The organism is Acinetobacter sp. YH12132 (genome assembly GCF_013418645.1).
GTDB lineage: Bacteria > Pseudomonadota > Gammaproteobacteria > Pseudomonadales > Moraxellaceae > Acinetobacter > Acinetobacter indicus.
Map to the genome: position 1 here is coordinate 157,276 of NZ_VPBR01000004.1, position 20,193 is coordinate 177,468.

Below are 20,193 nucleotides of genomic sequence, written 5' to 3' on the forward strand. Positions count from 1 at the left end.
CGCCCGGTTGGACGCTTTTTAAATATGTCGAATTCAGTATTAAGATGCTTCAGTCGATGCACCCGCAGCTGAAATCTGACGATGCGCTGCATGTAAATAATCATCTGACTGCATTTCCAGCAAACGTGAACGCGTCCGTTCAATTTCAAAGGCCAGTTTTTCACCTTGGTAAAGTTCAATAATCGAATCTTCTGAGGTTAATAGCAGCTTTACGCCACGATCATAAAACTCATCGACCAGATAAATAAAACGGCGTGTACCATCGGCCAGATAATCGGTTAAATGCGGCACATTACTGACCAGCACGGTATTGTACAGGTTGGCAATTTCAATATAGTCAGCTGGGCTACGCGGTTTCAGGCACATTTCCGAGAATTCACACCACAACACATCTTCAGTATGCGCCACCGTTTCAATTAAACGGTTGTTGATGGTAATGGGCTCATCCGAATGGGTTTGGGTATGAGTCAGCGCATCAAAACGCTGCGCCATCCAGACATTATGGTCATGCGTCAGCGGTGATTTAAACAGTTGCGCCTGTTTTAACACGCGTAAACGGTAATCCACTCCTGCATCGACATTTAAAATGGCACAGTTCTTTTTCACCATTTCAATGGTTGGAATAAAGCGGTCACGGTGAATACCATTTTTATACAAGCCATCTGGCGCGATGTTTGAGGTGGCCACCAAAGTAATACCGCGATTAAACAGCTTCTGGAACAGGTCGCTGAGAATCATGGCATCGGTCACGTTAGATACAAAGAATTCATCAAAACAGATGATCACCGCATCTTTATAAATCTGGTCAGCCACTGTATCGAGCGGGTTACGCTGCCCTGACAGTTTGTTCAGTTCACGATGCACATGCTGCATAAAGTGATGGAAGTGCATACGGATTTTGCGGCGAAACGGAATTGATTCATAGAACTGGTCCATCAGCCAGGTTTTACCGCGTCCAACCCCACCCCACATATACACACCGCGCGGAGATGTCTGACGACGAAAACGGCGGAAGGCCTTTTTCGAGGCTTTATAACGCTGAATTAACTCTTGCCACACCCGATCCAGCTCGTGTACCGCTTCGGCCTGTGCTTCATCTGGCATGAACTGCCCCGACGCCAACGCCTGTGCATAGCGTTCTGCCGGAGACAATGGAGTATATGCTGTGTTGTGGGATGAGTTGAAGTCAGACATATTATTCAGTACTTTTGGGGTTAATAAATGATAACGAAGATAACCGCCGCACAATATACCACTTTGGGTTTAAAATGCTTAGGCTATTTCCCATACTGGCGCGGACTTTGTCCAAACCAGCGTTTAAAGGCATGATTAAAGGCCGCAGGTTCTGAATAACCCAGTAACTCTGCAATCATTTCAATTGAATAAGCTTGATATTCAATTAATCTCAATGCCTTGTCTTTAATTAAATCTTCACGAATCTGTTTATAACTGGTGTTCAGCTGCTGTAACTGATGACGCAAGGTGCGCTCTGGAATCTGTAAGGCCTGCGCGGTTTCGGCCATGGTCGGCATCACGCCCTGCTGCAATTCCAGATAATCTTTGACCCGCTGCACCAAGGTCGGTGCCTGATCTTCCAGTTTTAAGCGCTGCAGCTCTTCAATACACTTTTCTTCAAAGGTCTTAAAGGTAATTGAATCGGCGGATGGAATTTTCACTTCCAGCACCGACTGCTCGAACCAGAACGCTGCATGGTCATGGCCAAAACACAAGTCATGACCATAATAGTCATGATAAGCCACCAGGGCCTGCGCCTGATCTGGCCGTGCAAATGGCAGTTCAATACGGATTTGCGGCACATTCAGGCTCATCATCTTGTAAAGATCCTGAATAAACTTGAAAGTCCCGGAAATTTCACATTGTGCCCGCAGCATGCCCAAATCGCTATCCAGATCATTCGGCAGATATTGCAGCGCCACCCGATCTGCTTCATGTTTCAGCTTTAGCTGCCCGGTCAGATGAGTCAGCCCCTGATACTGAATGCCTTTTTCAATCGCGGTCGCAATAGTGTCAGAGGTCACCAGTAACATCAGCAAGGGACCATAACCGGCCAGTGCATAATGCTGGCCAATAAAAATACCCTGCTCAGGTCGCACCCCGGCGCCAATAATCTTCAGAATATCCAGTTCCAACCGCGGATGAATCACCGAACTGGCATCCAGTGCATCTGCATGCAGCCCGATACTTTGCAAACGCTCATCCACATCAATTCCGGCATTTCGCATACCTTGAATTAAGTACATGAGACCGAGAATGGATCGTTTCATAGGGGCGCTTGAGTCACGTCTGTGTATCTGTTTTACTATATCATTCACTATTTTTAAATTGCCGAAAATATCAATTTTTTTGTCAGTGCTATCATGGCATCTGCACTGACCCGCTTATATGCTAATCATAGAAATAAAAAGAAAAGGATATACAACTATGCATGATGCATTGTCAAATCATGATTTTTCTACAAATCATGCCGTTCAAAAAACTAAAATTGCCATTATTGGTGCCGGTTTTGGTGGCCTGGCGATGGCTATTCGCCTGCTGCAGCAACAGATCACCGATTTTATGATTCTGGAAAAAGCCAATGAGGTTGGTGGCACCTGGCGGGAAAACCAGTATCCGGGTGCGGCCTGTGATGTGCAATCGCATATGTATTCCCTGTCATTTGCGCCCAAAACCGACTGGTCAAAACGCTATGCCGAAGCGCCAGAGATTTTTGCCTATATTCAGGGCCTGACCGATCAGTTCCAGCTCAGAGATTATTGCCAGTTTCAGACTGAAGTCCTGTCTGCGCATTATCAGGAACAGGACTGCGAATGGCATTTACAGCTCAATCAGCAGCGCAAGCTAATTGCCCAATACGTGGTATTTGCCTCCGGACCCTTGCATGTGCCGCAAATTCCACATATTCCGGGGATCGAAAAATTTAAAGGCAAGGTCTTTCATTCATCGCAGTGGGATCATCAATACGACTTAAACGGTAAAAATGTCGCCTCAATTGGTACTGGCGGCAGTGCCATTCAATATATTCCGGAAATTGCCCCACAAACCAGACAACTGTATGTGTTTCAGCGTACCGCCGCCTGGGTCATTCCACGCGATGAACGACTCTATAGCCAGCTTGAAAAAAAGCTGTTTAAAAAGTTTGACTGGTTTAGAAAACTGCACCGCGCCCGCCTGTACTGGTCCAATGAATCCCGCGTGGTGCCGATTGTAAAACCAGGGGTAATGAAATATACCCAGAAACTGGCCGAAGCCTTTTTAAAATATCAGGTCAAGGACAAACGCATCGCCGCCAAGCTGATTCCTGACTATATTATGGGTTGTAAACGTATTCTGGTCTCCAATAAATATTATCCGACCTTTAATCGCACCAATGTCGAACTGGTGACTGATGCCATTCAGGAGCTGACTGAACACAGCATCATCACCAAAGATGGCAAAGAACGCCCAATTGATTGTCTGATTTATGGCACCGGTTTTATTACCGATCCGCGCATTTATCTGAAATCGTTTGATTGTGTCGGTGAACATGGCGTGGAGCTGAAACAGGCCTGGAAAGATGGCGCCGAAAGTTATTATGGCATTTGCACCAAAGGCTTTCCCAACCTGTTCCAGCTGCTAGGCCCCAATACCGTGCTGGCGCATAATTCCGTAGTGTTTATGATTGAGGCACAGGTTGACTATATTTTGCAGATGATCAAGCTGGGCGAACGTACCCAGACCGATGCCATAGTCATTAAAGATCAGGTTCATGATGACTATAACCGTTATGTTCAGGAGATGCTGGCCGGAACCATCTGGCAATCCGGTTGTGTCAGCTGGTATCAGCAAGATGGCGGTAAAAACTTTGCCCTCTGGCCGACCTATACCTGGAAATACTGGTTAAAAACCCAGAAAGTGAATCCGGCCGATTATCGCTTACTGAATAAACGTGCAAAACAACAGCTGGCCAGCTAATTCAGGCATAATAAGCAGGAATTGATTTTAGGCGAGTATAGATGCAATCCTTTTGGCTTATTTTCCAGCTACTATTTTGTCTCTATCTCGGCTATGCCTTTGCAGCCCGGTTTCCCCGCTGGCTGCAACAGCTTATGCTAAAACTGTTACCTTATTTTAGCTATATTCTACTGATCGCCATTTCACTTGAATTTGCCCAGACTTTAAACCAAATTCCTCAACCGGAACGTATTTTAACCAGCGCAATGCTGATTTCATTTAGCACCAGTCTCGGTGCTTTCGCCTGCTGTTATGGCCTGTTTAAATGGGCCGGCTTTCAGCCCAGCCAAGGACGCGTATCCTTTAGTCTGGTACTACAATCCTTACTCAATATCAGTTATGCCTTCATTGCTTTAGCCGCTGGTTATCTGCTTTATCTGGGCAGTGAATATTGGCAGCTCAATTTACATATTAGTACCTGGCATTTATTGCTGGTCTTTATGCTGATGATTGGCTTTGATCTCGCACGCGCACCGCTTGACCGTTCCTGGTTAAACTGGAACATCCTGCTGGTGCCAGTAGGCTGTATTGTTGGCTCGATTTTAGGGGCGCTGTTCTGCTTATTCTGGCTATCACATATTTCCCTAAAAGATCTGATCATGCTGTCGCAAGGCTATGGCTTTTATTCCATGAGCGGGATTGTAATTAGTGAACTGCGTACAGCTGAACTGGGCAGTATTGCCCTGATGAATGATTTATTCCGCGAAATCTTTGCGATTGTGCTGATGTATCTGATTGGTTGGCGTTATCCGCGTGCGGCCATTTCTTCTGCCGGCGCTACAGCGATGGATGTGACCTTACCAATGGTGAAACAGGCCTGTGGCAATGACTTTATTCCTCATGCCATGGTCAGTGGTTTTGTGTTGTCAGTATTGGCACCTATCGTGGTCAGTATTCTGGCAGTGATTTAGATTTAACCTCTTCCAACCTCCCTTTACAAAGGGAGGAGTCCCCCTTTGGAAAAGGGGGGTTTAGGAAGATTACAACGTCGCTAGAATATCTTTAAGCATTTGACGAGGATGTTCCGCCTTGGTAATTGGGCGACCAATCACCAGATGTGTAGAACCATCCAGCATTGCCTGTTTAGGCGTGACGATACGCTTCTGGTCATCTGCAGCTGAACCTTCAGGGCGAATCCCCGGCGTTACCAGAGCAAACTCCTGACCCAAGCTGTCACGCAGCATCTTGGCTTCTTGCGCTGAACAAACCACACCATCTAAACCACTGTCTTTGGTTAAGGCAGCTAAACGCTTCACCTGTTCAAATGGCTCAATATCTAAACCGATATCACGTAAATCTTCACGACCCATTGAGGTCAAAACAGTCACAGCAATAAGCTGGGTATTGTAATTCCCTGCTTTTAAGCGCTCTACACAGGTTTCCATCATTTTTCGGCCGCCAGAGGCATGCACATTCACCATCCACACCCCTAAGTCTGCTGCCGCACATACAGCCTGAGCCGTGGTATTAGGAATATCGTGGAATTTCAAATCCAGAAAAACTTCAAAGCCTTTATCTTGCAGTGCTTTAACCACTGCTGGCCCTTCATGGGTAAACAGCTCTTTACCGACCTTGACCCGACATAAGGCTGGGTCTAGCTGCTCGGCAATTGTCATTGCGTCGTAATGACTTTTTGCATCTAAAGCAACGATAATACTCATGAGAAGACCCTTAAAACTGACAAAATTAAAGCATTATACGAATTTCAAATCTGGCAACCAAGTGAATTTTATTGAATATAAGCAAAGCAGTTAAGTTAAACTGCTTATTTATAAAACCTTATGGATTAAACTAAGCGTTTCAAAACATGGCTGCATAAAAAAACGCTTAGGAGATCAGCTCTTAAGCGTTAAATATTTCAAGTTGCAGACCTCAAAAAAGCCATTCAACTTTATTCAAGCGTCCACTATAAAGGTGTAGATGAACGATCATTCGGATGAATATCGACTACCGTTTTTTCATGGCGCGTATTTGCAGCTGCCTCAGCCGCTGCCAACTGTGCCGTATGAATTTGCTCTTTGCGCAGATGGTCAATATCTTTACGCAGTCGCTTGATTTCCCAGCTGGTCTGGAATACGCGGAAAATCTGCACACCCAGTAAAAGTCCAACAACAACACCCAATGCCAGGGTCAGTAATAACAACAACCCCAAACGCATGGCTGGAACTTGAGTGAACAAAAGGTCAACCGACAGCTCGGTCCCGTTTTGTAAAACCAGAGCCAATGAATAGCCAAACAGTACAATCAATAATGCGACTAAGACGTAACGCATAAACACACCTCAGGATATAAATTAATTATTTCTCTGCAGATGCGTTCACTGCATCGCGCAATGCTTTACCTGGTTTGAAATGAGGTACCGCTTTTGCCGCCACTTTAACTGACTTGCCCGTTTTCGGGTTACGACCTACACGTGGCTCACGATGATGTAATGCAAAGCTACCAAATCCACGAATTTCAATTCGGTTATCTGCAGACAGTGATTCAATCATTTGATCAATCATAATCTTAACAGCTTCTTCAACTAAAGGTTCCGCTAAATGTGGATTTTTTAGGGAAATTCGCTCTATTAAGTCAGACTTATTAAGTGCTTCAGTAGTCATCTGCGACCTCTTTAATTATCAAGCTACTTTAACTCAAAACCGATAATAACCTGTTTAAATACAAAACGGTAGCGCAATAAGTTAATACTACGCTACCGTTTACAGTATTTGTGTAAAAAGTAAGAGTTAAATTACATTAATCATACTTTTCCACGGCTACTTAGTGGTTCATCTGAGCTTTGATCAGATCACCAATAGTCTTAGGACCATTGTCTTGAGAAGCTGTTGCTTGACGTAAGTTAGCTACTGCTTCTTTCTCTTCAGCTTCGTCTTTCGCTTTGATAGACAAGTTGATAGAGCGAGACTTACGGTCAACGTTGATGATTTTCGCTTCAACTTCTTGACCAACTTCTAAGAACTTAGTTGCATCTTCAACGCGATCACGGTTGATTTCAGATGCTTTCAGAGTTGCTTCAACTTCGTCAGCTAACTTAACAGTCGCGCCTTTCGCGTCAACTGCAGTTACAGTACCTTTAACCAGCGCACCGCGTTCGTTAGCAGCCAAAAAATCGTTGAATGGATCGCTGTTCAATTGCTTGATACCAAGGCTGATACGGTTGCCTTCAGCGTCTACAGACAGGATAACCGCTTCAACAGTGTCACCTTTCTTGTAACGACGAATCGCTTCTTCGCCTTGTTCGTTCCAAGAGATGTCAGACAAGTGAACTAGACCATCGATACCGCCTGGTAAACCGATGAAGATACCGAAGTCAGTGATTGACTTGATTGTACCTGAAACTTTTTCACCTTTGTCGTGGTTCTTAGCAAACTCTTCCCATGGGTTAGCACGAGTTTGTTTGATACCAAGAGAAATACGACGACGCTCTTCATCAACTTCAAGAACCATAACGTCAACTTCGTCACCGATCTGAACAACTTTAGATGGGTGGATGTTTTTGTTTGTGTGGTCCATTTCTGAAACGTGTACTAAGCCTTCAACGCCTTCAGCGATTTCAGCGAAGCAACCGTAGTCAGTTAAGTTAGTTACGCGAGCTTTAACGATAGAACCTTTAGGATAACGGCTCATGATCGCTAACCATGGATCTTCGCCTAATTGTTTCAGGCCTAAAGATACGCGGTTACGTTCTTTGTCAAACTTAAGTACTTTAACAGTAACTTCTTGACCAACTTCAACAACTTCTGATGGGTGCTTGATACGTTTCCAAGCCATGTCAGTGATGTGAAGAAGACCGTCGATACCGCCAAGGTCAACGAACGCGCCGTAATCAGTAAGGTTCTTGATCGTACCTGTAACTGTTTGACCTTCTTCAAGCTGAGCAAGAAGCGCTTCACGGTCAGCTGAAGATTCAGCTTCCATAACAGCACGACGAGAAACAACAACGTTGTTACGTTTAGCGTCAAGCTTGATAACTTTGAATTCTAACTCTTTACCTTCAAGGTGAGTGGTGTCACGGATAGGACGAGTGTCTACCAAAGAACCTGGTAAGAACGCACGAACTGGACCGATGTCAACAGTGAAACCGCCTTTAACTTTACCAGAGATAACACCAGTAACGATTTCGCCGTCTTCAAAGATTTTTTCAAGTTTAGTCCAAGTTTCAGCACGTTTCGCTTTTTCACGTGATAAAACTGTTTGACCCATACCGTTGTCGAGAGCTTCAACAACAACATCAACAGTATCACCAACTTGAACTTCAAGTTCACGTTGTTCATTTAAGAATTCAGCACGGTCAACAATACCTTCAGATTTAAGGCCAGTGTCAACTGTTACCCAATCAGAGTCGATGCTTACTACAACGCCTTGGATGACAGCACCCTTTTCAACGTTGAGGTTTAATTCGCTTTCTTCAAAGAGGGCTGCAAAAGATTCGGTCATGATATTTCCGATAAAGTCAGCGGTCTTGGATCAGACAAGGCCGGTTTAGTTAAGCGTTTACATAGTCCGTATAAAACTGATCAAGCTATGCATTCGCTGAATAAATTTAGTTTGCTAATTGCTGATCGACATAACGTGTCATCAGTTGAAAGACTTCATCGATGTTCAAATCTGAACTGTCAATGATGTAAGCATCAACCGCTGGCTTGAGTGGAGCAACTTCGCGCTCCATATCCCGTTTGTCGCGAGCTTCGATATTAGCTAAAATGTCGTTTATTTTAGCATCCAGCCCCATACCCTGCAACTGTTTTACACGTCTTTGCGCGCGCGACTCTGCCGATGCAGTCAGATAAATTTTGGCTTGTGCTTCAGGAAAAATGGAGGTGGCCATGTCACGACCATCGGCTACCAGCCCCGGCGCCTGGGCAAAAGCACGCTGACGGGCCAACAATGCCGTTCTAAGTTCCGGAATTGCTGCTACTTTTGAAGCATATTCTCCGACACGTTCGGTACGGATGGTCTGGCTGACATCTTCGCCATCCAGCATGACCTGAGTGCCGGTTGCTGTGCTCTGAAATTTGATGTCTAAGTTTGTTGCAATTTCGATGCATTTGCTTAGTTCGTTACTCAGACTTTCCAGCAAATCTGCCTTATGCAATGACAGCCCAAGCAGACGATACAGCGCGCCTGAATCCAGCAAGTGAAATTGATAATGTGCAGCCAGTTTGGCGGCAAGCGTACCTTTACCTGAGCCACTTGGCCCATCAATGGTAATAATTTGAACTGTCATTGCGTTTCCAGACATATTTACAGATTTTTATACAGATTTAGCCAGTTTACTTAAACCGATTTTAATTGCAGTTTTCAACTGGGCAAGAATGAGTTTACTGACAAAAGGCGCGCGTGCCTGCAGCTCAATCCGGTAGGTCACCAGGGTTTTATCTTCTGCCACCGGCTCAAATTCAATCACGCCCAAATGATGTTTCACCAACGGATTTTTAATAATTTTATATTCAATCCGCTGATTTGGCTCGAGCACCGTAATCTGCTCCTGCAAAGGCTTAACCGGGCCAAAACCCATCCGGCGCACCGAACCCACACCATCCGGGCGTTCAGGATCAGCGGAATCCTTGACACGCTTAACCTGTAAAGGTGCAAAAGCGGTGTTATAGGTGGCATGTTTCGACATTAATTCAAATACCTGTGCTACAGGCGCATTAAATTCTTTTTTAATTTGAATAGCGTTCATTTTATTGTTCCTAAAGGGATTCAATCACATACACGGCTTAGTGTAGAGGAAAATGCTTTAAAGATTCTGATCATTTAAGGACTTTTGTTGTAATTTTTGCTGTCTTTTCTGCTCACGACGCAGCTTGAAAAAATCACTCAGCTGGGCTGCACACTGGGCTTGTAAACAGCCCGCTTCAAACTCAAACAGATGATTATAATAGCCACTGTCCAGCAATTGGCGTGCACTGACCAGAGAACCGGCTTTCGGCTCGGTGGTGCCAAAGACTACCCGTTTTACTCGGGCATGAATCAGCGCACCCACACACATAGTACACGGCTCAAGCGTAACATAAAGCGTGGTATCTTCCGGCAAGCGATAATTTTCAATGTGAATACAGGCCTGACGAATCGCCAGAATTTCAGCATGCGCGGTAGGATCATTCAGGGAAATGGGCGCATTATAGCCCGCCCCAATGATCTGGTTCTGACTGACTAAAATTGCCCCGACAGGAATTTCTCCCTGCGAGGCCGCTAATGCAGCCTGCTCAAAAGCATGCTGCATCCAGTATTCATCAGAATAAGCTTCAACATCAGACATAAATCAGCTGATAACACCATGACGTTTCAGCAGGTCATTCCAGCTTTGAATTGACGTCACCGGTGGATCATCGGCCAGAATACCTTTTAGGCTGCGATCAGCGCCCTGCTTCCACTCTGGAGATAAATCCTTATCGACCAGACGGGCACGCACACCCTCAACAAAGTCAGGGTGATTGATTTTCCAGGCCGAAATCTGGGTTTCCAGTTCAAACACTTCATTCCATGAATGCACCTGTTTGCCCCATTGCCATAATAACCAGCTTAGGGCTGCAGTTGTCAGTGAACCTTTTTGCAGGTTTTCACTGGCCTGACGCAGCCAGTCGCTACGCGCATCACTTAAACCGACAATTGCTTCATAGTCATGTTCAAAGTTGACACCACGACACACGCTATGAATTACATCCAACGAATTCTGTAATGGTCCTGGTCCAACCGGACGATGCATACTGTTCAAAGTGTCATCAATAGCACGGAAATCACCGGCAGGATAATGATCCCAGTCAATATTAATCATCCGGTCCAACACCACATCACGTGCGACATCACAGATATGTGTGGCCCAGCCAATTCCGTAAGCGCCGGCGGCAGTCATAATCGAACCGGTTAAACCAGTGAACAGACCAATAGCACCCCGATCTGCCAGAAAGCGCGATGCACCTACATCTGGATAAAGACCGATATTAATTTCCGGCATTGCCAGACGTGAATGCGGGGTTACCAGACGGAACGGCGCTGCCATAAACAGACCCAAACCACCGCCCATCACATAACCTTCACCCCAGACCAGAACCGGTTTGGCATAGTTATGCAGCAACAAATCCAGCGCATATTCCTGTTCAAAGAATTTATTGGCTGCCTCAACTTCGTCATTAATCACCAGTTGACGCAGTTTGCGCACATCGCCACCGGCACAGAAGGCTTTTGGTGTAGTGGAATCGAGCCAAATGGCTTTCACCTGCTCATCCGTATGAAAGTCCTGAAAGACTTCCAGTAAAGCAGTCACGATAGATTCATCCAGTGCATGCAACGACTTTGGGCGATTCAAACGAACAATACGCCAGCCATTTTGTGCTTCTTCAACAATTAAATCGGGATGATACTGTTTCAATACGGGAGTTTGTGTCATGCGTCCAGCTGCCAGTCTATAGGCTCAATGCCATGTTGTTTCAGGTAATTATTTGTTTTTGAAAACACTTTACATCCAAAAAAACCACCACGGTTTGCCGCCAGCGGCGACGGATGTGCGGCTTTCAAGATTAAGTGTTTATTCGGATCAATGCGTTGTCCCTTACGCTGTGCATAGGCACCCCATAAAATGAACACAATATGCTCACGCTGTTCATTTAGGACATCAATCACATGATCTGTAAATTCTTCCCAGCCCCGCTTCTGATGCGATGTTGGCTGTGCAGCCTCAACAGTCAGGACACTGTTTAACAGCAGCACACCCTGTTCCGCCCAACGGGTTAAATCGCCATGCTTGGGAATATCTAGCCCCAAGTCGGTATGTAACTCATGGAAAATATTACGTAAAGATGGCGGTAATGCAACCCCTCTCTGCACAGAAAAGCTCAGGCCATGTGCCTGATTCGGACCATGATAAGGATCTTGGCCCAGAATAACGACTTTGACCTGCTCTAGCGGCGTGGTATTTAGTGCATTAAAAATTAAGCCACTTGGTGGATAAATCACTTTATTGGCTTGTTTTTCTTCGAGTAGGAATGCTTTTAAGGCATCCATTTTCTCACCCAGCAAAAAATCGCTCAGGGCATATTTCCAGCTCGCATCTAACTGAACCTTCTCCAGTTTCGCGTGTTGCTGTTCAGTTAAAGACATACCTGTATTAAATCCTTTATATCCATGTCAGGATGTGTGTATTAGAGTTTAACCTGTAAATCTACGCTTGGGTTTTGGAATTTAATACCCTGTTTCAATTTTTCATACATCTCGGGATCTGACCATTCCGCGCGCACCTGCGCTGAAAACTCGATCTGATCCAGGGCAAGCCGTCCCATTTGTTCGTTTTCAATATCTTCTAAAAAGCTTTGCGCATAACCGGTATCGGTTTCATGCACAATTACCGAATAGACTTCAACATCACCTTCACCATTCTGGGTGATGGTTGAGGCCAGCACCTGCTGCGCCAGAAAGAAGAAAATACGGGAAAACTGCTCGGCAGATGGCGATACTGGTAAAGAGACCCAGCGTGCACTGAAGTTTTGGCAGGCCTGAATATAATCCGGATTGTCCTGTTGCCAGAAACAGATCGCATGATCGAAAGAATCAAAAATTTCTTTAATCACACCTTTTAGCAAGCCAAAATCATAGACCATTTGACCATGATCTAATTTCGTTGCCTTAAGTAACAGCTCAACTTTATAGCTATGGCCGTGTATTGAACGTTTACAGCGGTCTGAAGTGCAGTTACGCACAATATGAGCATTTTCAAACTTAAATAACTTACGAATTAACATGTGTCCCGATCAGGCCAGATTATTTGTGAATCGACTATTAATTATAAAGCAAAATTAAAGGAATAAGCATTAAATTTGCTGTTTAACTTGATAGCTAAAACCTATCTCGCTTTATGCACAGTGAAAATTGCGCTGAAAGGCTGTGTTTTAAAATGATGCCATGCTGCGATAGGCCACATAAACCGTTTTTTTATCGCGCACCAGATCACTACTAAACTGGCGTTTGCGTTCACTCAGCATCACTTCAATTTTTGCCTTAAAGTAATTGGACTGTACCCCCAGTAAAGCACCGACCTGAGCTTTCAGGGCGGCATCCACCTGTTTAAAGGCATCCAGCTCCCACAGTTCCTGCGTATTGGCAAAATGCTCCAGATTGGCCTGACGCTGTTGCAGCACCTGCTGAATCTGGTTCACATCCAGCTTGTCATCAATACTGGCCAGCACCAAAGCCGGTGCCGTATTGATGTTGATACTGGTACTGCGGTTCGGCAAAGCACTGACATAAGGCAGTAACAGCTGATATTGGCCCTCTTCAAAGCCGCGCACCTGTTTCAGTTCTTCGACACTATAAAACAGGGAATTTGAAGGTAAATAACTATTAGGTAGGCCCTGATAATAGCTACTCTCGGCACCCATCGGCCCGATGGGTAAATCATCGGCATCTTGCCAGTCAATTACCGCTTCACTGATTTGGGCAGGCAAGCCAACACGCACCAGCAGCCGTTCAAAATACAGTTTGGCATTTTCATTAACATTGCCATTGTCATTCAGCAAGGCATTTAAATTGAACTTCCCCGATTCATCACTCAACACACCCGCCACAAAACCATCTTCGACAGGAAAGGCTGGCATCGGCTGGGCCCAGTTTTCTTGCAGATGATCGACCTCGGCAGCATTTTCAGCATCATCTTTGAGCAATTCAGCGAAGAAGGCTTCGGCACTTTTGGCATAGAGCAAGGACTGGTTCTGCCGCATTAAATAAGCAGTACTTTCTGCGGTATAGGCCTGACGTTTGGCAATGGTCGCCGCCAAAATGGTGGCCAATGCCACCATCATTAAAATGGTGATTAGCGCAATACCCTGTTGCTGCTTCATGTTCTGTCCCATTGCCCCATTCACTGCCTATCTTTAGTGCCTGTTTTATGATGTGGTTTTATTGTCTGATTTCAGGAAGTCAGTATTTAACAGGCTAAAAATCCATTCATATTGTACATCTTGTACGGTTAAATTTATTTTAATGCCTTTTGGCAGTTTGCGTTTTTGTTGATTATCATTTAAGTCAATACTGCTGTCTGGCCAGTTACTCAGTTCCTGCGGATTCAGCACACTAACCTGAAACTGGCTAACATTGTCCAATAATACGCTGGAAACCGGCTGATCCTGCCCGGATTGATGCAAATTGGCATATTTCAGACGATACAGTTTTTGTTCGTCGGCCCGGTACTGATATTCAATCCGTTCAGTGGGGGCAATGCCCTGCTGCAAAGGATCGGTCACACCGGTCTTGCTAAAATTAAAACGGCCGTTTTGTAATACCAAAGCTGGCTGAATATCATTATTGATGTTGGCCGTCAGCGGTACAATCTGAATGCTGTCACGCAAGATTTGCTGATAGGCACCCTGCAATCCTTCTAACTGCTGTTCATGCCACTGGTTACGGTCTTTGACCTTGACCAGATAATCAAATACTTTCCAGCCTAAGGCAGACAGCACCGCAAAGATGGCAATGGCCACCAGCAGCTCGACCAGAGTAAATCCGCGTTTAGCCTTAATCATTGCGCCACCCGATGATTAAAAAACACCAAATGGGTGATGCCGGCTTCAACCTGACCGGTATCGGGGTTAAATAAGCTGACCTGCACTTCTACCCGCTGCACATTCGGGCTAATGGTCGGCTGTGCGCTTTTATCAATTTGCCAGCTTTCACCTTGCAGGGTGACCTGTTTTGATTGCGTACCCGTCAGCCAGTCCTGCTGGATTTCCATTAGAGCCTGTTCGTTTAAGGCCACAAACTGCGCTTTGGTTCTTAAAATGGCATGAGAGGTCGACTGGGTATATTGCATGGCCACTTGAGTCAGCGCCATAGCAGCTGTAGCAAAAATCGCCAGTGCCACCATTACTTCCAGCAAGGTAAAACCGGCAATACGCTTGAATCGGGTCTGATGCGGATGTGCTCGTAATCGGTACGCGGATGTTGAACAGCTGGAGAAAAGCCGGTTTAGTTTTTGCAGATCAGGCGACAAGAACGCTGAAAATAATCTATTCTTCATTCACGATCTTACCCAGATGATCAATTTCGATTTCAGCCCCAACCGGACGCTGCTCGAAATAAAACTGAATCCGCACCGGCTTAACTTCACCATTCCCCAGCCAGATCAATTTCGGTGCATCGCCTTGCAGCAAGGCAGCATTCTGCGCATTCTCAAATCCGTGTTGTAAAGGCTGAATCTGAAAGCTCACCCCATCAGGCAAACTTTGCATCTCAAATTCGGCATATTTTTGCCAGCGGGTCGCGGCTTGACTGAGCATGACGCTTGAACTGTCGGTAGCGGTGGTTGCTGGCAAATATTCCAGAACTTCATAACGAAATGGTGACACATCGGTGGCATTTTGAACATTTAGAGCCAGCACACGCGACTGATCGTCTGCTTCGCGTTGCAGCTTCTTCACATCCATCAAAAACACTTCACGTGCCTGCATGGCGCTGCGCTGGTCCACCCCGCCAATATTCATCAGCACCAGTGAGGCGGCAATGGCCATGACCACAATCACCACCATCAATTCAATGAGTGTAAAACCACGAACAGATGAGAAGTGATGCGATCTAGTCATGAGGTTTAGGCGATCTGTTCGAGATGTTGAACTTGTTTCGGCAAGGCCAGCGCCTGGTCGATATAGGCCACGCGCAAGGTATCGCGTGAACCCAGATAGCGCTGGTAGAAACTGGAGTTTAGAATGGCTGCCGCACCGTGCGTCAACGACCAGATCGAAGCCAGATAGTCACGCACCGACATTTTGCTCTGAATTGATTCCAGATAATGCTCAGTCATGCGAATAATCAGACGCAGGCGCTGTTTACGCACCTGATACAGCTCGTTAAACAGATGGTTGATGCCCATACCGGTAGTCGACAGGCGCTCTTCAATCTGATGAAACAGTACCGTGCGCTCTGGATGATGCAAGTGATGCAGCATAAAGAAGGCCAAATGTTCAGGAAACTTTTTCTCAGCATCCTTGATCATTTCGAGCAGCATGTTCTCATTACGAATAATCAGCAACATGTACAGCTCGTCTTTACTCTGGAAATGTTTATAAAGCGTGCCTTTGGCCAGGTCCAATTCTGCGGCCAAGGCATCAAGCGTCATCCCTGCTTCACCATTTTCTAATAGCAATTGCTCTGCCACTTGAAAAATTAAGGTTTCTCTTGCTCGAAATTGAGCCTGACGATCCATCTTCACCCTATAAACTCTCTCTTATGCACTTATCGGTCAGTTTTAAAAATTTCTAGATTTTTACTTTTGGTTCAAGAGGTTCTCAAAATTCTGCATGGTAATGAAAGCCATCTCTTCCAGTGACTTATCATATACATCACTCAGGGCTTTGGCTACATATGGGACATATTTTGGTTCATTTGATTTACCACGATATGGCATTGGCGCCAGATACGGCGAATCGGTTTCAATCAGGACACGATCTAGCGGCACCTGCTTGGCCACATCCCGTAAATCCTGGGCATTTTTAAACGACACAATACCCGAGAAAGAGACATAGTAACCGCAGTCCAGTACCGCTTTGGCGGTTTCCCAGTCTTCGGTAAAACAGTGCAAAATCCCATGGGTTGATTTTTCCGCGCGGATAATATCAACCGTATCATGCTTGGCTGAACGGGTATGCACCACCACCGGTTTTTTTACGATTTGCGAGGCATGGATATGGCGGGCAAAACAGTCTTTCTGCTCGGCAATAAAATCGGTACTGTGATAATAATCCAGCCCGGTTTCCCCCAGCGCCCAGACTTTTTCCGGTTGTGCCAGCTCGACCAGATAGTCAGTGGTGGCACGCGCCATGGTGGCCGCATCTTCACAAGGATGCACACCCACGGTATAACCGACATCTGCATGACGTGCGGCAATTTTTGCCAGTTCGATATGGTCATCCAGATCGACCGAAATACTCATAAATTTAGATACGCCGGCTTCTCGCGCCTGCGCCAATGCCAGATCCAGATTTCCATCATACGGAGTTAAATCGAGCATGGTTAAATGACAATGCGTATCTACAAACACAGGCGTTTCCTACAACAACTTAGAACAGACTACATAGTGTAACTGTTTCGATTTGAAGACTTAAGTCCTGCCAGTAGTCTTTCTGCTTCTGCTTTGTAATACAGACCCTTTTCACCACTGAGTTGAATACCAAAGCCCTGTAATTTCACCCCATTCTGTTTTTGTGAAATCCAGATTACTTTACCGGTCAGTGGAATTTTTTGTGATTGTTCCGGCAAGGTCGCCAGTACAAAGATTTCTTCGCCCATCTGCACCGGTTGCTTGGAAGGAATAAACAGTCCGCCATCGACCACATAGGGCATATAACTTAAATAAAGCGTTTCTAGATCTGGAATATTGGCCTGGATAATTCCGCCCATACGTGGCTGCATACTGTTTCCCCTTAAAGATTCATCAATTTTATACACAGCTGATCAAGAATCAGATTGCTTTGAACATTCTGCTCTGTCATCTGTTTTGATTGTTGTATATCACTATAAATATCAAATAATGCTTCCAGCGAATACTGCTCGGCCAGCGCGCTTAGTGTCAAGTCGATGTTTTTCACCGGTTGATTTAGCTTGACACAAATCAAATCTGACAACAAGTATTCAAACATCTGACCAAATTCACTAAAACTCAGCTCTTTATTCCACTTGGTCGCAATTGCCATCGGCATATTTTTTTGACTGACCAATTTTTGCCAGTCTTGCACAAAGTCAGCGCGCTTAAAGAACCAGTCCTGCTCGGCCACCTGAATGGCTTGCAGCGGCATCTGATTGGACAGGTTCATCAGCAGCTGTTTTTGCTGCTCGCTGCTTTCCGGCAAGTGCTGGCTTAAAAAATCATGGGCCAGTTCCGGGGCAATCCGGTCGAGGGCAAAATGCTGTAAACGGCTGCGAATAGTTGCGGGCAGCTTTAGATAATGATCGGCCAGCAAGATAATCACCACCCGCTCGCCGGGTTCTTCCAGTGTTTTTAGCAAGGCATTGGCAGAGGCAATATTCAAGGCTTCTGCCGGCTCAATCACAATGACCCGCCAGCCATCTACGGTTTGTTGCACAAATGGTAATAAATCACGGATCTTCTCGATCTTAATTTTCGCGTTTTGTTTTTTATTCTCTTCATCGATCGTGATATAAACATAATTCGGATGCGTATCTGATTTTAACCATTGACAACTGCCGCACTCGCCACAGGGCAGATTGCGCTCATGACGATGCTGGCACAAAATCCAGGCCAGAAACTGCTGCGCAAAAGCTTCTTTGCCACAGCCTTTTTTACCATAAAACAGCAGTCCATGGCCCAACTGGGGAAATCTGCCCGTTAGTGTATCCCAAACTGTTTGCTGCCAGGGATAAATCTGCGCAGTCACTTCATTCTGCATGGCCAGCTCTACGATTCAAAATGTGCAAGATCAAGCGCATTCAAACGATCCAGATCTTCCTGGGTATCGACACCCGGCGGTAAATTGGCTTCAGCCACGGCAATCGCAATCCGATGTCCATTTTCCAGCACCCGCAGCTGCTCCAGACTTTCCAGACGCTCCAGCAGACCCATCTCCCAAGTCACATATTCCTGTAACAGTTTTACCCGATAGGCATACAGGCCCAAATGACGATAAGCCTGATCATGCAATTGCGGCACGGCATTTTTCGCCCCGTCACGATCATAAGGAATGGTCGCGCGGCTAAAATACAAAGCCTGATTGTGCTTGGACATCACCACTTTGACAATGCTGTCACGCTGGAACTCATCCAGTGCATGAATCGGTTCACACAGTGTCGACATCGAACAGCCGGGCTGATCAACCAAGAGCTGCGCCACCTGTTTCACCAGCTGCGCGGGCAATAAAGGTTCATCACCTTGCACATTGACAATAATGTCATCACTGGCCCAGCCTTTGATTCGCGCTACTTCACTTAAACGGTCAGTCCCGGAAGGATGATCCGCTGAAGTCAAGACCACATCCACCCCTTCAGCGCGGCAGACATCGGCAATACGCACATCATCTGTCGCCACACATAAGTCATCAAAACCTTCAACTTTTTTGGCCTGATCCACCACCCGTAAAATCATGGGACGGCCATGAATTTCAAGTAAGGGCTTACCCGGTAAGCGTGAACTGGCAAAACGTGCAGGAATAACGATGTGTTTCATAACTGTCCTTCATTCAGGGTCAAACCCAGTTGCGCTAACTGTTGATGCAAAACCTGATAACAAGCAGGTGACAATACCGCTTCAACCGGCACCACCCAGATTTCCCGGTTAAAATCAGGATACTGTTTCAGCAAGGGCAAAATTTTCACCGCATCTTTTTCGGTGGTAATAATCGGTTGATGATCTTCAAACTGCAAGTCATCAATTTCATAATCATGATGATCTGGAAATTCGTGGCACTGGAATTGCTGGATGCCCATCGACTCTAAAGTGCGGTAAAAGCGCTGCGGAAAACCAATCCCAACCACGGCATAAAAAGCCTCTTGCGGATTAAACACCTTACCCTCTATGGCATTAAGTAAATAAGGCTCAGCCACTTCCAGATGCATATTCAGCGCTGAACTTGGCTGTGCCGCATGTTCAATCACGGTTGCTGTATTCAGGCGGCTTTTCGGCTCTCGCAAATAACCTTCAGGCAGAATTTTTTCATTGCCCAGACCGCGATTATTATCCAGCACAATCCATTCCAATTGGCGATTGAGCGCCAGATGTTGCAAACCATCATCACTGATAATCAGGTCCAGTTCATGTCTGGACAGCAGCAATTCAATACTCTGCTGACGATTGGCACCGACCGCCATTGGCGCACCGGTAGATTGTACAATCAGACAGGGTTCATCGCCGACCATGTCCGGCGTCGATTCAAAATCAACATAGGCCGGGAATGGGCCTTTGCCGCCATAGCCGCGGCTAATTACGCCAACACGCACATTCAGGCTATGCAGATAATTAACCAGATGAATCAGCAGCGGCGTTTTGCCGCTACCGCCTACAGTAATGTTGCCAATCACCATCACCGGCACTGGTGCGGTATAGGCTGCTTTCATCCCCGAAGCATACAGCTTCTGATTCAGCACACTGCCACCACGATATAACAGCGCCAACGGCCGTAGCACAACCAACCATTTGGCTTGCTTGTTCCAAGCGTCCTGAATGAATTGTGCAAATGACAT

At 45.9% G+C, this 20,193-nt stretch carries 24 protein-coding genes; 2 read left to right on the top strand and 22 right to left on the bottom strand.

The features are described 5' to 3' along the window. Positions 1-39: 39 nt before the first annotated feature. Entirely contained in the window at positions 40-1,194 is a 1,155-nt protein-coding gene (gene zapE / locus FTU67_RS06360) for a cell division protein ZapE (RefSeq protein ID WP_005177549.1), read from the bottom strand. A gap of 83 nt (positions 1,195-1,277) precedes the next feature. Further along, positions 1,278-2,285 (bottom strand): AraC family transcriptional regulator, encoded by a 1,008-nt coding sequence (locus tag FTU67_RS06365; protein ID WP_168389801.1) that lies wholly within the window; start codon positions 2,283-2,285, stop codon positions 1,278-1,280. Between the two features lie 157 nt (positions 2,286-2,442). On the opposite strand from FTU67_RS06365, the gene FTU67_RS06370 reads away from it, so the two are divergent. Both FTU67_RS06370 and FTU67_RS06375 read left to right on the top strand, forming a co-directional pair. Then, positions 2,443-3,972, top strand: coding sequence for an NAD(P)/FAD-dependent oxidoreductase (locus tag FTU67_RS06370; RefSeq protein WP_180061558.1), 1,530 nt, complete (start codon positions 2,443-2,445; stop codon positions 3,970-3,972). A 41-nt stretch (positions 3,973-4,013) separates the two neighbouring features. Further along, positions 4,014-4,922, top strand: a complete 909-nt coding sequence (locus tag FTU67_RS06375) for a lysine exporter LysO family protein (RefSeq protein WP_180054538.1) — start codon at positions 4,014-4,016, stop codon at positions 4,920-4,922. Positions 4,923-4,991: 69 nt separating this feature from the next. Here the strand turns inward: FTU67_RS06375 and pyrF are convergent, their stop codons facing one another. The 20 genes from pyrF to lpxK form a co-directional block, all read right to left on the bottom strand. Then, positions 4,992-5,672 carry an orotidine-5'-phosphate decarboxylase gene (gene pyrF / locus FTU67_RS06380; protein ID WP_104488985.1) on the bottom strand — a complete coding sequence of 227 codons (681 nt, stop codon included), beginning with the start codon at positions 5,670-5,672 and terminating at the stop codon, positions 4,992-4,994. 245 nt (positions 5,673-5,917) lie between these two features. After that, the gene (locus FTU67_RS06385; protein ID WP_005177535.1) at positions 5,918-6,283 is read right to left on the bottom strand and encodes a lipopolysaccharide assembly protein LapA domain-containing protein; all 366 of its coding nucleotides are present in this window, start codon (positions 6,281-6,283) and stop codon (positions 5,918-5,920) included. Between the two features lie 25 nt (positions 6,284-6,308). Beyond that, complete coding sequence (locus tag FTU67_RS06390; protein WP_005177533.1) at positions 6,309-6,614, bottom strand: integration host factor subunit beta; 306 nt, start codon at positions 6,612-6,614, stop codon at positions 6,309-6,311. A 160-nt stretch (positions 6,615-6,774) separates the two neighbouring features. Further along, positions 6,775-8,451: a 30S ribosomal protein S1 gene (rpsA, locus tag FTU67_RS06395; protein WP_005177527.1), complete on the bottom strand. Its 1,677-nt coding sequence runs from the start codon at positions 8,449-8,451 to the stop codon at positions 6,775-6,777. A gap of 106 nt (positions 8,452-8,557) precedes the next feature. Next, positions 8,558-9,241 carry a (d)CMP kinase gene (gene cmk, locus FTU67_RS06400; RefSeq protein ID WP_016658215.1) on the bottom strand — a complete coding sequence of 228 codons (684 nt, stop codon included), beginning with the start codon at positions 9,239-9,241 and terminating at the stop codon, positions 8,558-8,560. A 27-nt stretch (positions 9,242-9,268) separates the two neighbouring features. Next, positions 9,269-9,700: an SRPBCC family protein gene (locus tag FTU67_RS06405; protein WP_104473640.1), complete on the bottom strand. Its 432-nt coding sequence runs from the start codon at positions 9,698-9,700 to the stop codon at positions 9,269-9,271. 57 nt (positions 9,701-9,757) lie between these two features. Continuing rightward, positions 9,758-10,279: a tRNA adenosine(34) deaminase TadA gene (tadA, locus tag FTU67_RS06410; RefSeq protein ID WP_180061559.1), complete on the bottom strand. Its 522-nt coding sequence runs from the start codon at positions 10,277-10,279 to the stop codon at positions 9,758-9,760. Positions 10,280-10,282: 3 nt separating this feature from the next. Beyond that, on the bottom strand, positions 10,283-11,407 hold the full coding sequence (locus FTU67_RS06415) for an enoyl-CoA hydratase/isomerase family protein (protein ID WP_005177517.1): 1,125 nt from the start codon (positions 11,405-11,407) through the stop codon (positions 10,283-10,285). Continuing rightward, on the bottom strand, positions 11,404-12,117 hold the full coding sequence (ung, locus tag FTU67_RS06420; RefSeq protein ID WP_005177514.1) for a uracil-DNA glycosylase: 714 nt from the start codon (positions 12,115-12,117) through the stop codon (positions 11,404-11,406). The genes FTU67_RS06415 and ung overlap by 4 nt, the downstream gene beginning before the upstream one ends. A 41-nt stretch (positions 12,118-12,158) precedes the next feature. After that, positions 12,159-12,755: a 6-carboxytetrahydropterin synthase gene (locus tag FTU67_RS06425; RefSeq protein WP_005177512.1), complete on the bottom strand. Its 597-nt coding sequence runs from the start codon at positions 12,753-12,755 to the stop codon at positions 12,159-12,161. Between the two features lie 147 nt (positions 12,756-12,902). Continuing rightward, complete coding sequence (gene gspK / locus FTU67_RS06430; RefSeq protein WP_180061560.1) at positions 12,903-13,850, bottom strand: type II secretion system minor pseudopilin GspK; 948 nt, start codon at positions 13,848-13,850, stop codon at positions 12,903-12,905. A 45-nt stretch (positions 13,851-13,895) separates the two neighbouring features. Beyond that, positions 13,896-14,531: a type II secretion system minor pseudopilin GspJ gene (gspJ, locus tag FTU67_RS06435; RefSeq protein ID WP_152342358.1), complete on the bottom strand. Its 636-nt coding sequence runs from the start codon at positions 14,529-14,531 to the stop codon at positions 13,896-13,898. Next, a complete protein-coding gene (gene gspI, locus FTU67_RS06440; protein ID WP_228288776.1) occupies positions 14,528-14,899 on the bottom strand; it encodes a type II secretion system minor pseudopilin GspI in 372 nt (123 codons plus the stop codon). Before gspI ends, gspJ begins: the two co-directional genes overlap by 4 nt. Before the next feature lie 115 nt (positions 14,900-15,014). Continuing rightward, entirely contained in the window at positions 15,015-15,587 is a 573-nt protein-coding gene (locus FTU67_RS06445; RefSeq protein WP_180006533.1) for a prepilin-type N-terminal cleavage/methylation domain-containing protein, read from the bottom strand. Between the two features lie 5 nt (positions 15,588-15,592). Further along, entirely contained in the window at positions 15,593-16,207 is a 615-nt protein-coding gene (locus tag FTU67_RS06450) for a TetR/AcrR family transcriptional regulator (RefSeq protein WP_075166784.1), read from the bottom strand. 60 nt (positions 16,208-16,267) lie between these two features. Then, positions 16,268-17,041, bottom strand: coding sequence for a TatD family hydrolase (locus FTU67_RS06455; RefSeq protein ID WP_005177502.1), 774 nt, complete (start codon positions 17,039-17,041; stop codon positions 16,268-16,270). A gap of 29 nt (positions 17,042-17,070) precedes the next feature. Further along, a complete protein-coding gene (locus tag FTU67_RS06460; protein ID WP_005177501.1) occupies positions 17,071-17,412 on the bottom strand; it encodes a PilZ domain-containing protein in 342 nt (113 codons plus the stop codon). A gap of 11 nt (positions 17,413-17,423) precedes the next feature. Then, positions 17,424-18,407 (bottom strand): DNA polymerase III subunit delta', encoded by a 984-nt coding sequence (locus FTU67_RS06465; RefSeq protein WP_075166783.1) that lies wholly within the window; start codon positions 18,405-18,407, stop codon positions 17,424-17,426. An 8-nt stretch (positions 18,408-18,415) separates the two neighbouring features. Beyond that, positions 18,416-19,180, bottom strand: a complete 765-nt coding sequence (kdsB, locus tag FTU67_RS06470) for a 3-deoxy-manno-octulosonate cytidylyltransferase (protein ID WP_104488987.1) — start codon at positions 19,178-19,180, stop codon at positions 18,416-18,418. Next, positions 19,177-20,193: a tetraacyldisaccharide 4'-kinase gene (lpxK, locus tag FTU67_RS06475; protein WP_016658225.1), complete on the bottom strand. Its 1,017-nt coding sequence runs from the start codon at positions 20,191-20,193 to the stop codon at positions 19,177-19,179. The genes kdsB and lpxK overlap by 4 nt, the downstream gene beginning before the upstream one ends.

What these genes read in the sequence shown, in the direction of transcription:
- rpsA (WP_005177527.1), bottom strand. Translation starts at nt 8,451, where the DNA reads ATGACCGAATCTTTTGCAGCCCTCTTTGAAGAAAGCGAATTAAACCTC.
- FTU67_RS06365 (WP_168389801.1), bottom strand. Translation starts at nt 2,285, where the DNA reads ATGAAACGATCCATTCTCGGTCTCATGTACTTAATTCAAGGTATGCGA.
- kdsB (WP_104488987.1), bottom strand. Translation starts at nt 19,180, where the DNA reads ATGAAACACATCGTTATTCCTGCACGTTTTGCCAGTTCACGCTTACCG.
- FTU67_RS06445 (WP_180006533.1), bottom strand. Translation starts at nt 15,587, where the DNA reads ATGACTAGATCGCATCACTTCTCATCTGTTCGTGGTTTTACACTCATT.
- FTU67_RS06385 (WP_005177535.1), bottom strand. Translation starts at nt 6,283, where the DNA reads ATGCGTTACGTCTTAGTCGCATTATTGATTGTACTGTTTGGCTATTCA.
- gspK (WP_180061560.1), bottom strand. Translation starts at nt 13,850, where the DNA reads ATGAAGCAGCAACAGGGTATTGCGCTAATCACCATTTTAATGATGGTG.
- FTU67_RS06370 (WP_180061558.1), top strand. Translation starts at nt 2,443, where the DNA reads ATGCATGATGCATTGTCAAATCATGATTTTTCTACAAATCATGCCGTT.
- FTU67_RS06415 (WP_005177517.1), bottom strand. Translation starts at nt 11,407, where the DNA reads ATGACACAAACTCCCGTATTGAAACAGTATCATCCCGATTTAATTGTT.
- FTU67_RS06390 (WP_005177533.1), bottom strand. Translation starts at nt 6,614, where the DNA reads ATGACTACTGAAGCACTTAATAAGTCTGACTTAATAGAGCGAATTTCC.
- lpxK (WP_016658225.1), bottom strand. Translation starts at nt 20,193, where the DNA reads ATGTCATTTGCACAATTCATTCAGGACGCTTGGAACAAGCAAGCCAAA.
- FTU67_RS06460 (WP_005177501.1), bottom strand. Translation starts at nt 17,412, where the DNA reads ATGCAGCCACGTATGGGCGGAATTATCCAGGCCAATATTCCAGATCTA.
- tadA (WP_180061559.1), bottom strand. Translation starts at nt 10,279, where the DNA reads ATGTCTGATGTTGAAGCTTATTCTGATGAATACTGGATGCAGCATGCT.
- ung (WP_005177514.1), bottom strand. Translation starts at nt 12,117, where the DNA reads ATGTCTTTAACTGAACAGCAACACGCGAAACTGGAGAAGGTTCAGTTA.
- gspJ (WP_152342358.1), bottom strand. Translation starts at nt 14,531, where the DNA reads ATGATTAAGGCTAAACGCGGATTTACTCTGGTCGAGCTGCTGGTGGCC.
- FTU67_RS06375 (WP_180054538.1), top strand. Translation starts at nt 4,014, where the DNA reads ATGCAATCCTTTTGGCTTATTTTCCAGCTACTATTTTGTCTCTATCTC.
- FTU67_RS06425 (WP_005177512.1), bottom strand. Translation starts at nt 12,755, where the DNA reads ATGTTAATTCGTAAGTTATTTAAGTTTGAAAATGCTCATATTGTGCGT.
- pyrF (WP_104488985.1), bottom strand. Translation starts at nt 5,672, where the DNA reads ATGAGTATTATCGTTGCTTTAGATGCAAAAAGTCATTACGACGCAATG.
- cmk (WP_016658215.1), bottom strand. Translation starts at nt 9,241, where the DNA reads ATGACAGTTCAAATTATTACCATTGATGGGCCAAGTGGCTCAGGTAAA.
- zapE (WP_005177549.1), bottom strand. Translation starts at nt 1,194, where the DNA reads ATGTCTGACTTCAACTCATCCCACAACACAGCATATACTCCATTGTCT.
- FTU67_RS06450 (WP_075166784.1), bottom strand. Translation starts at nt 16,207, where the DNA reads ATGGATCGTCAGGCTCAATTTCGAGCAAGAGAAACCTTAATTTTTCAA.
- FTU67_RS06405 (WP_104473640.1), bottom strand. Translation starts at nt 9,700, where the DNA reads ATGAACGCTATTCAAATTAAAAAAGAATTTAATGCGCCTGTAGCACAG.
- FTU67_RS06465 (WP_075166783.1), bottom strand. Translation starts at nt 18,407, where the DNA reads ATGCAGAATGAAGTGACTGCGCAGATTTATCCCTGGCAGCAAACAGTT.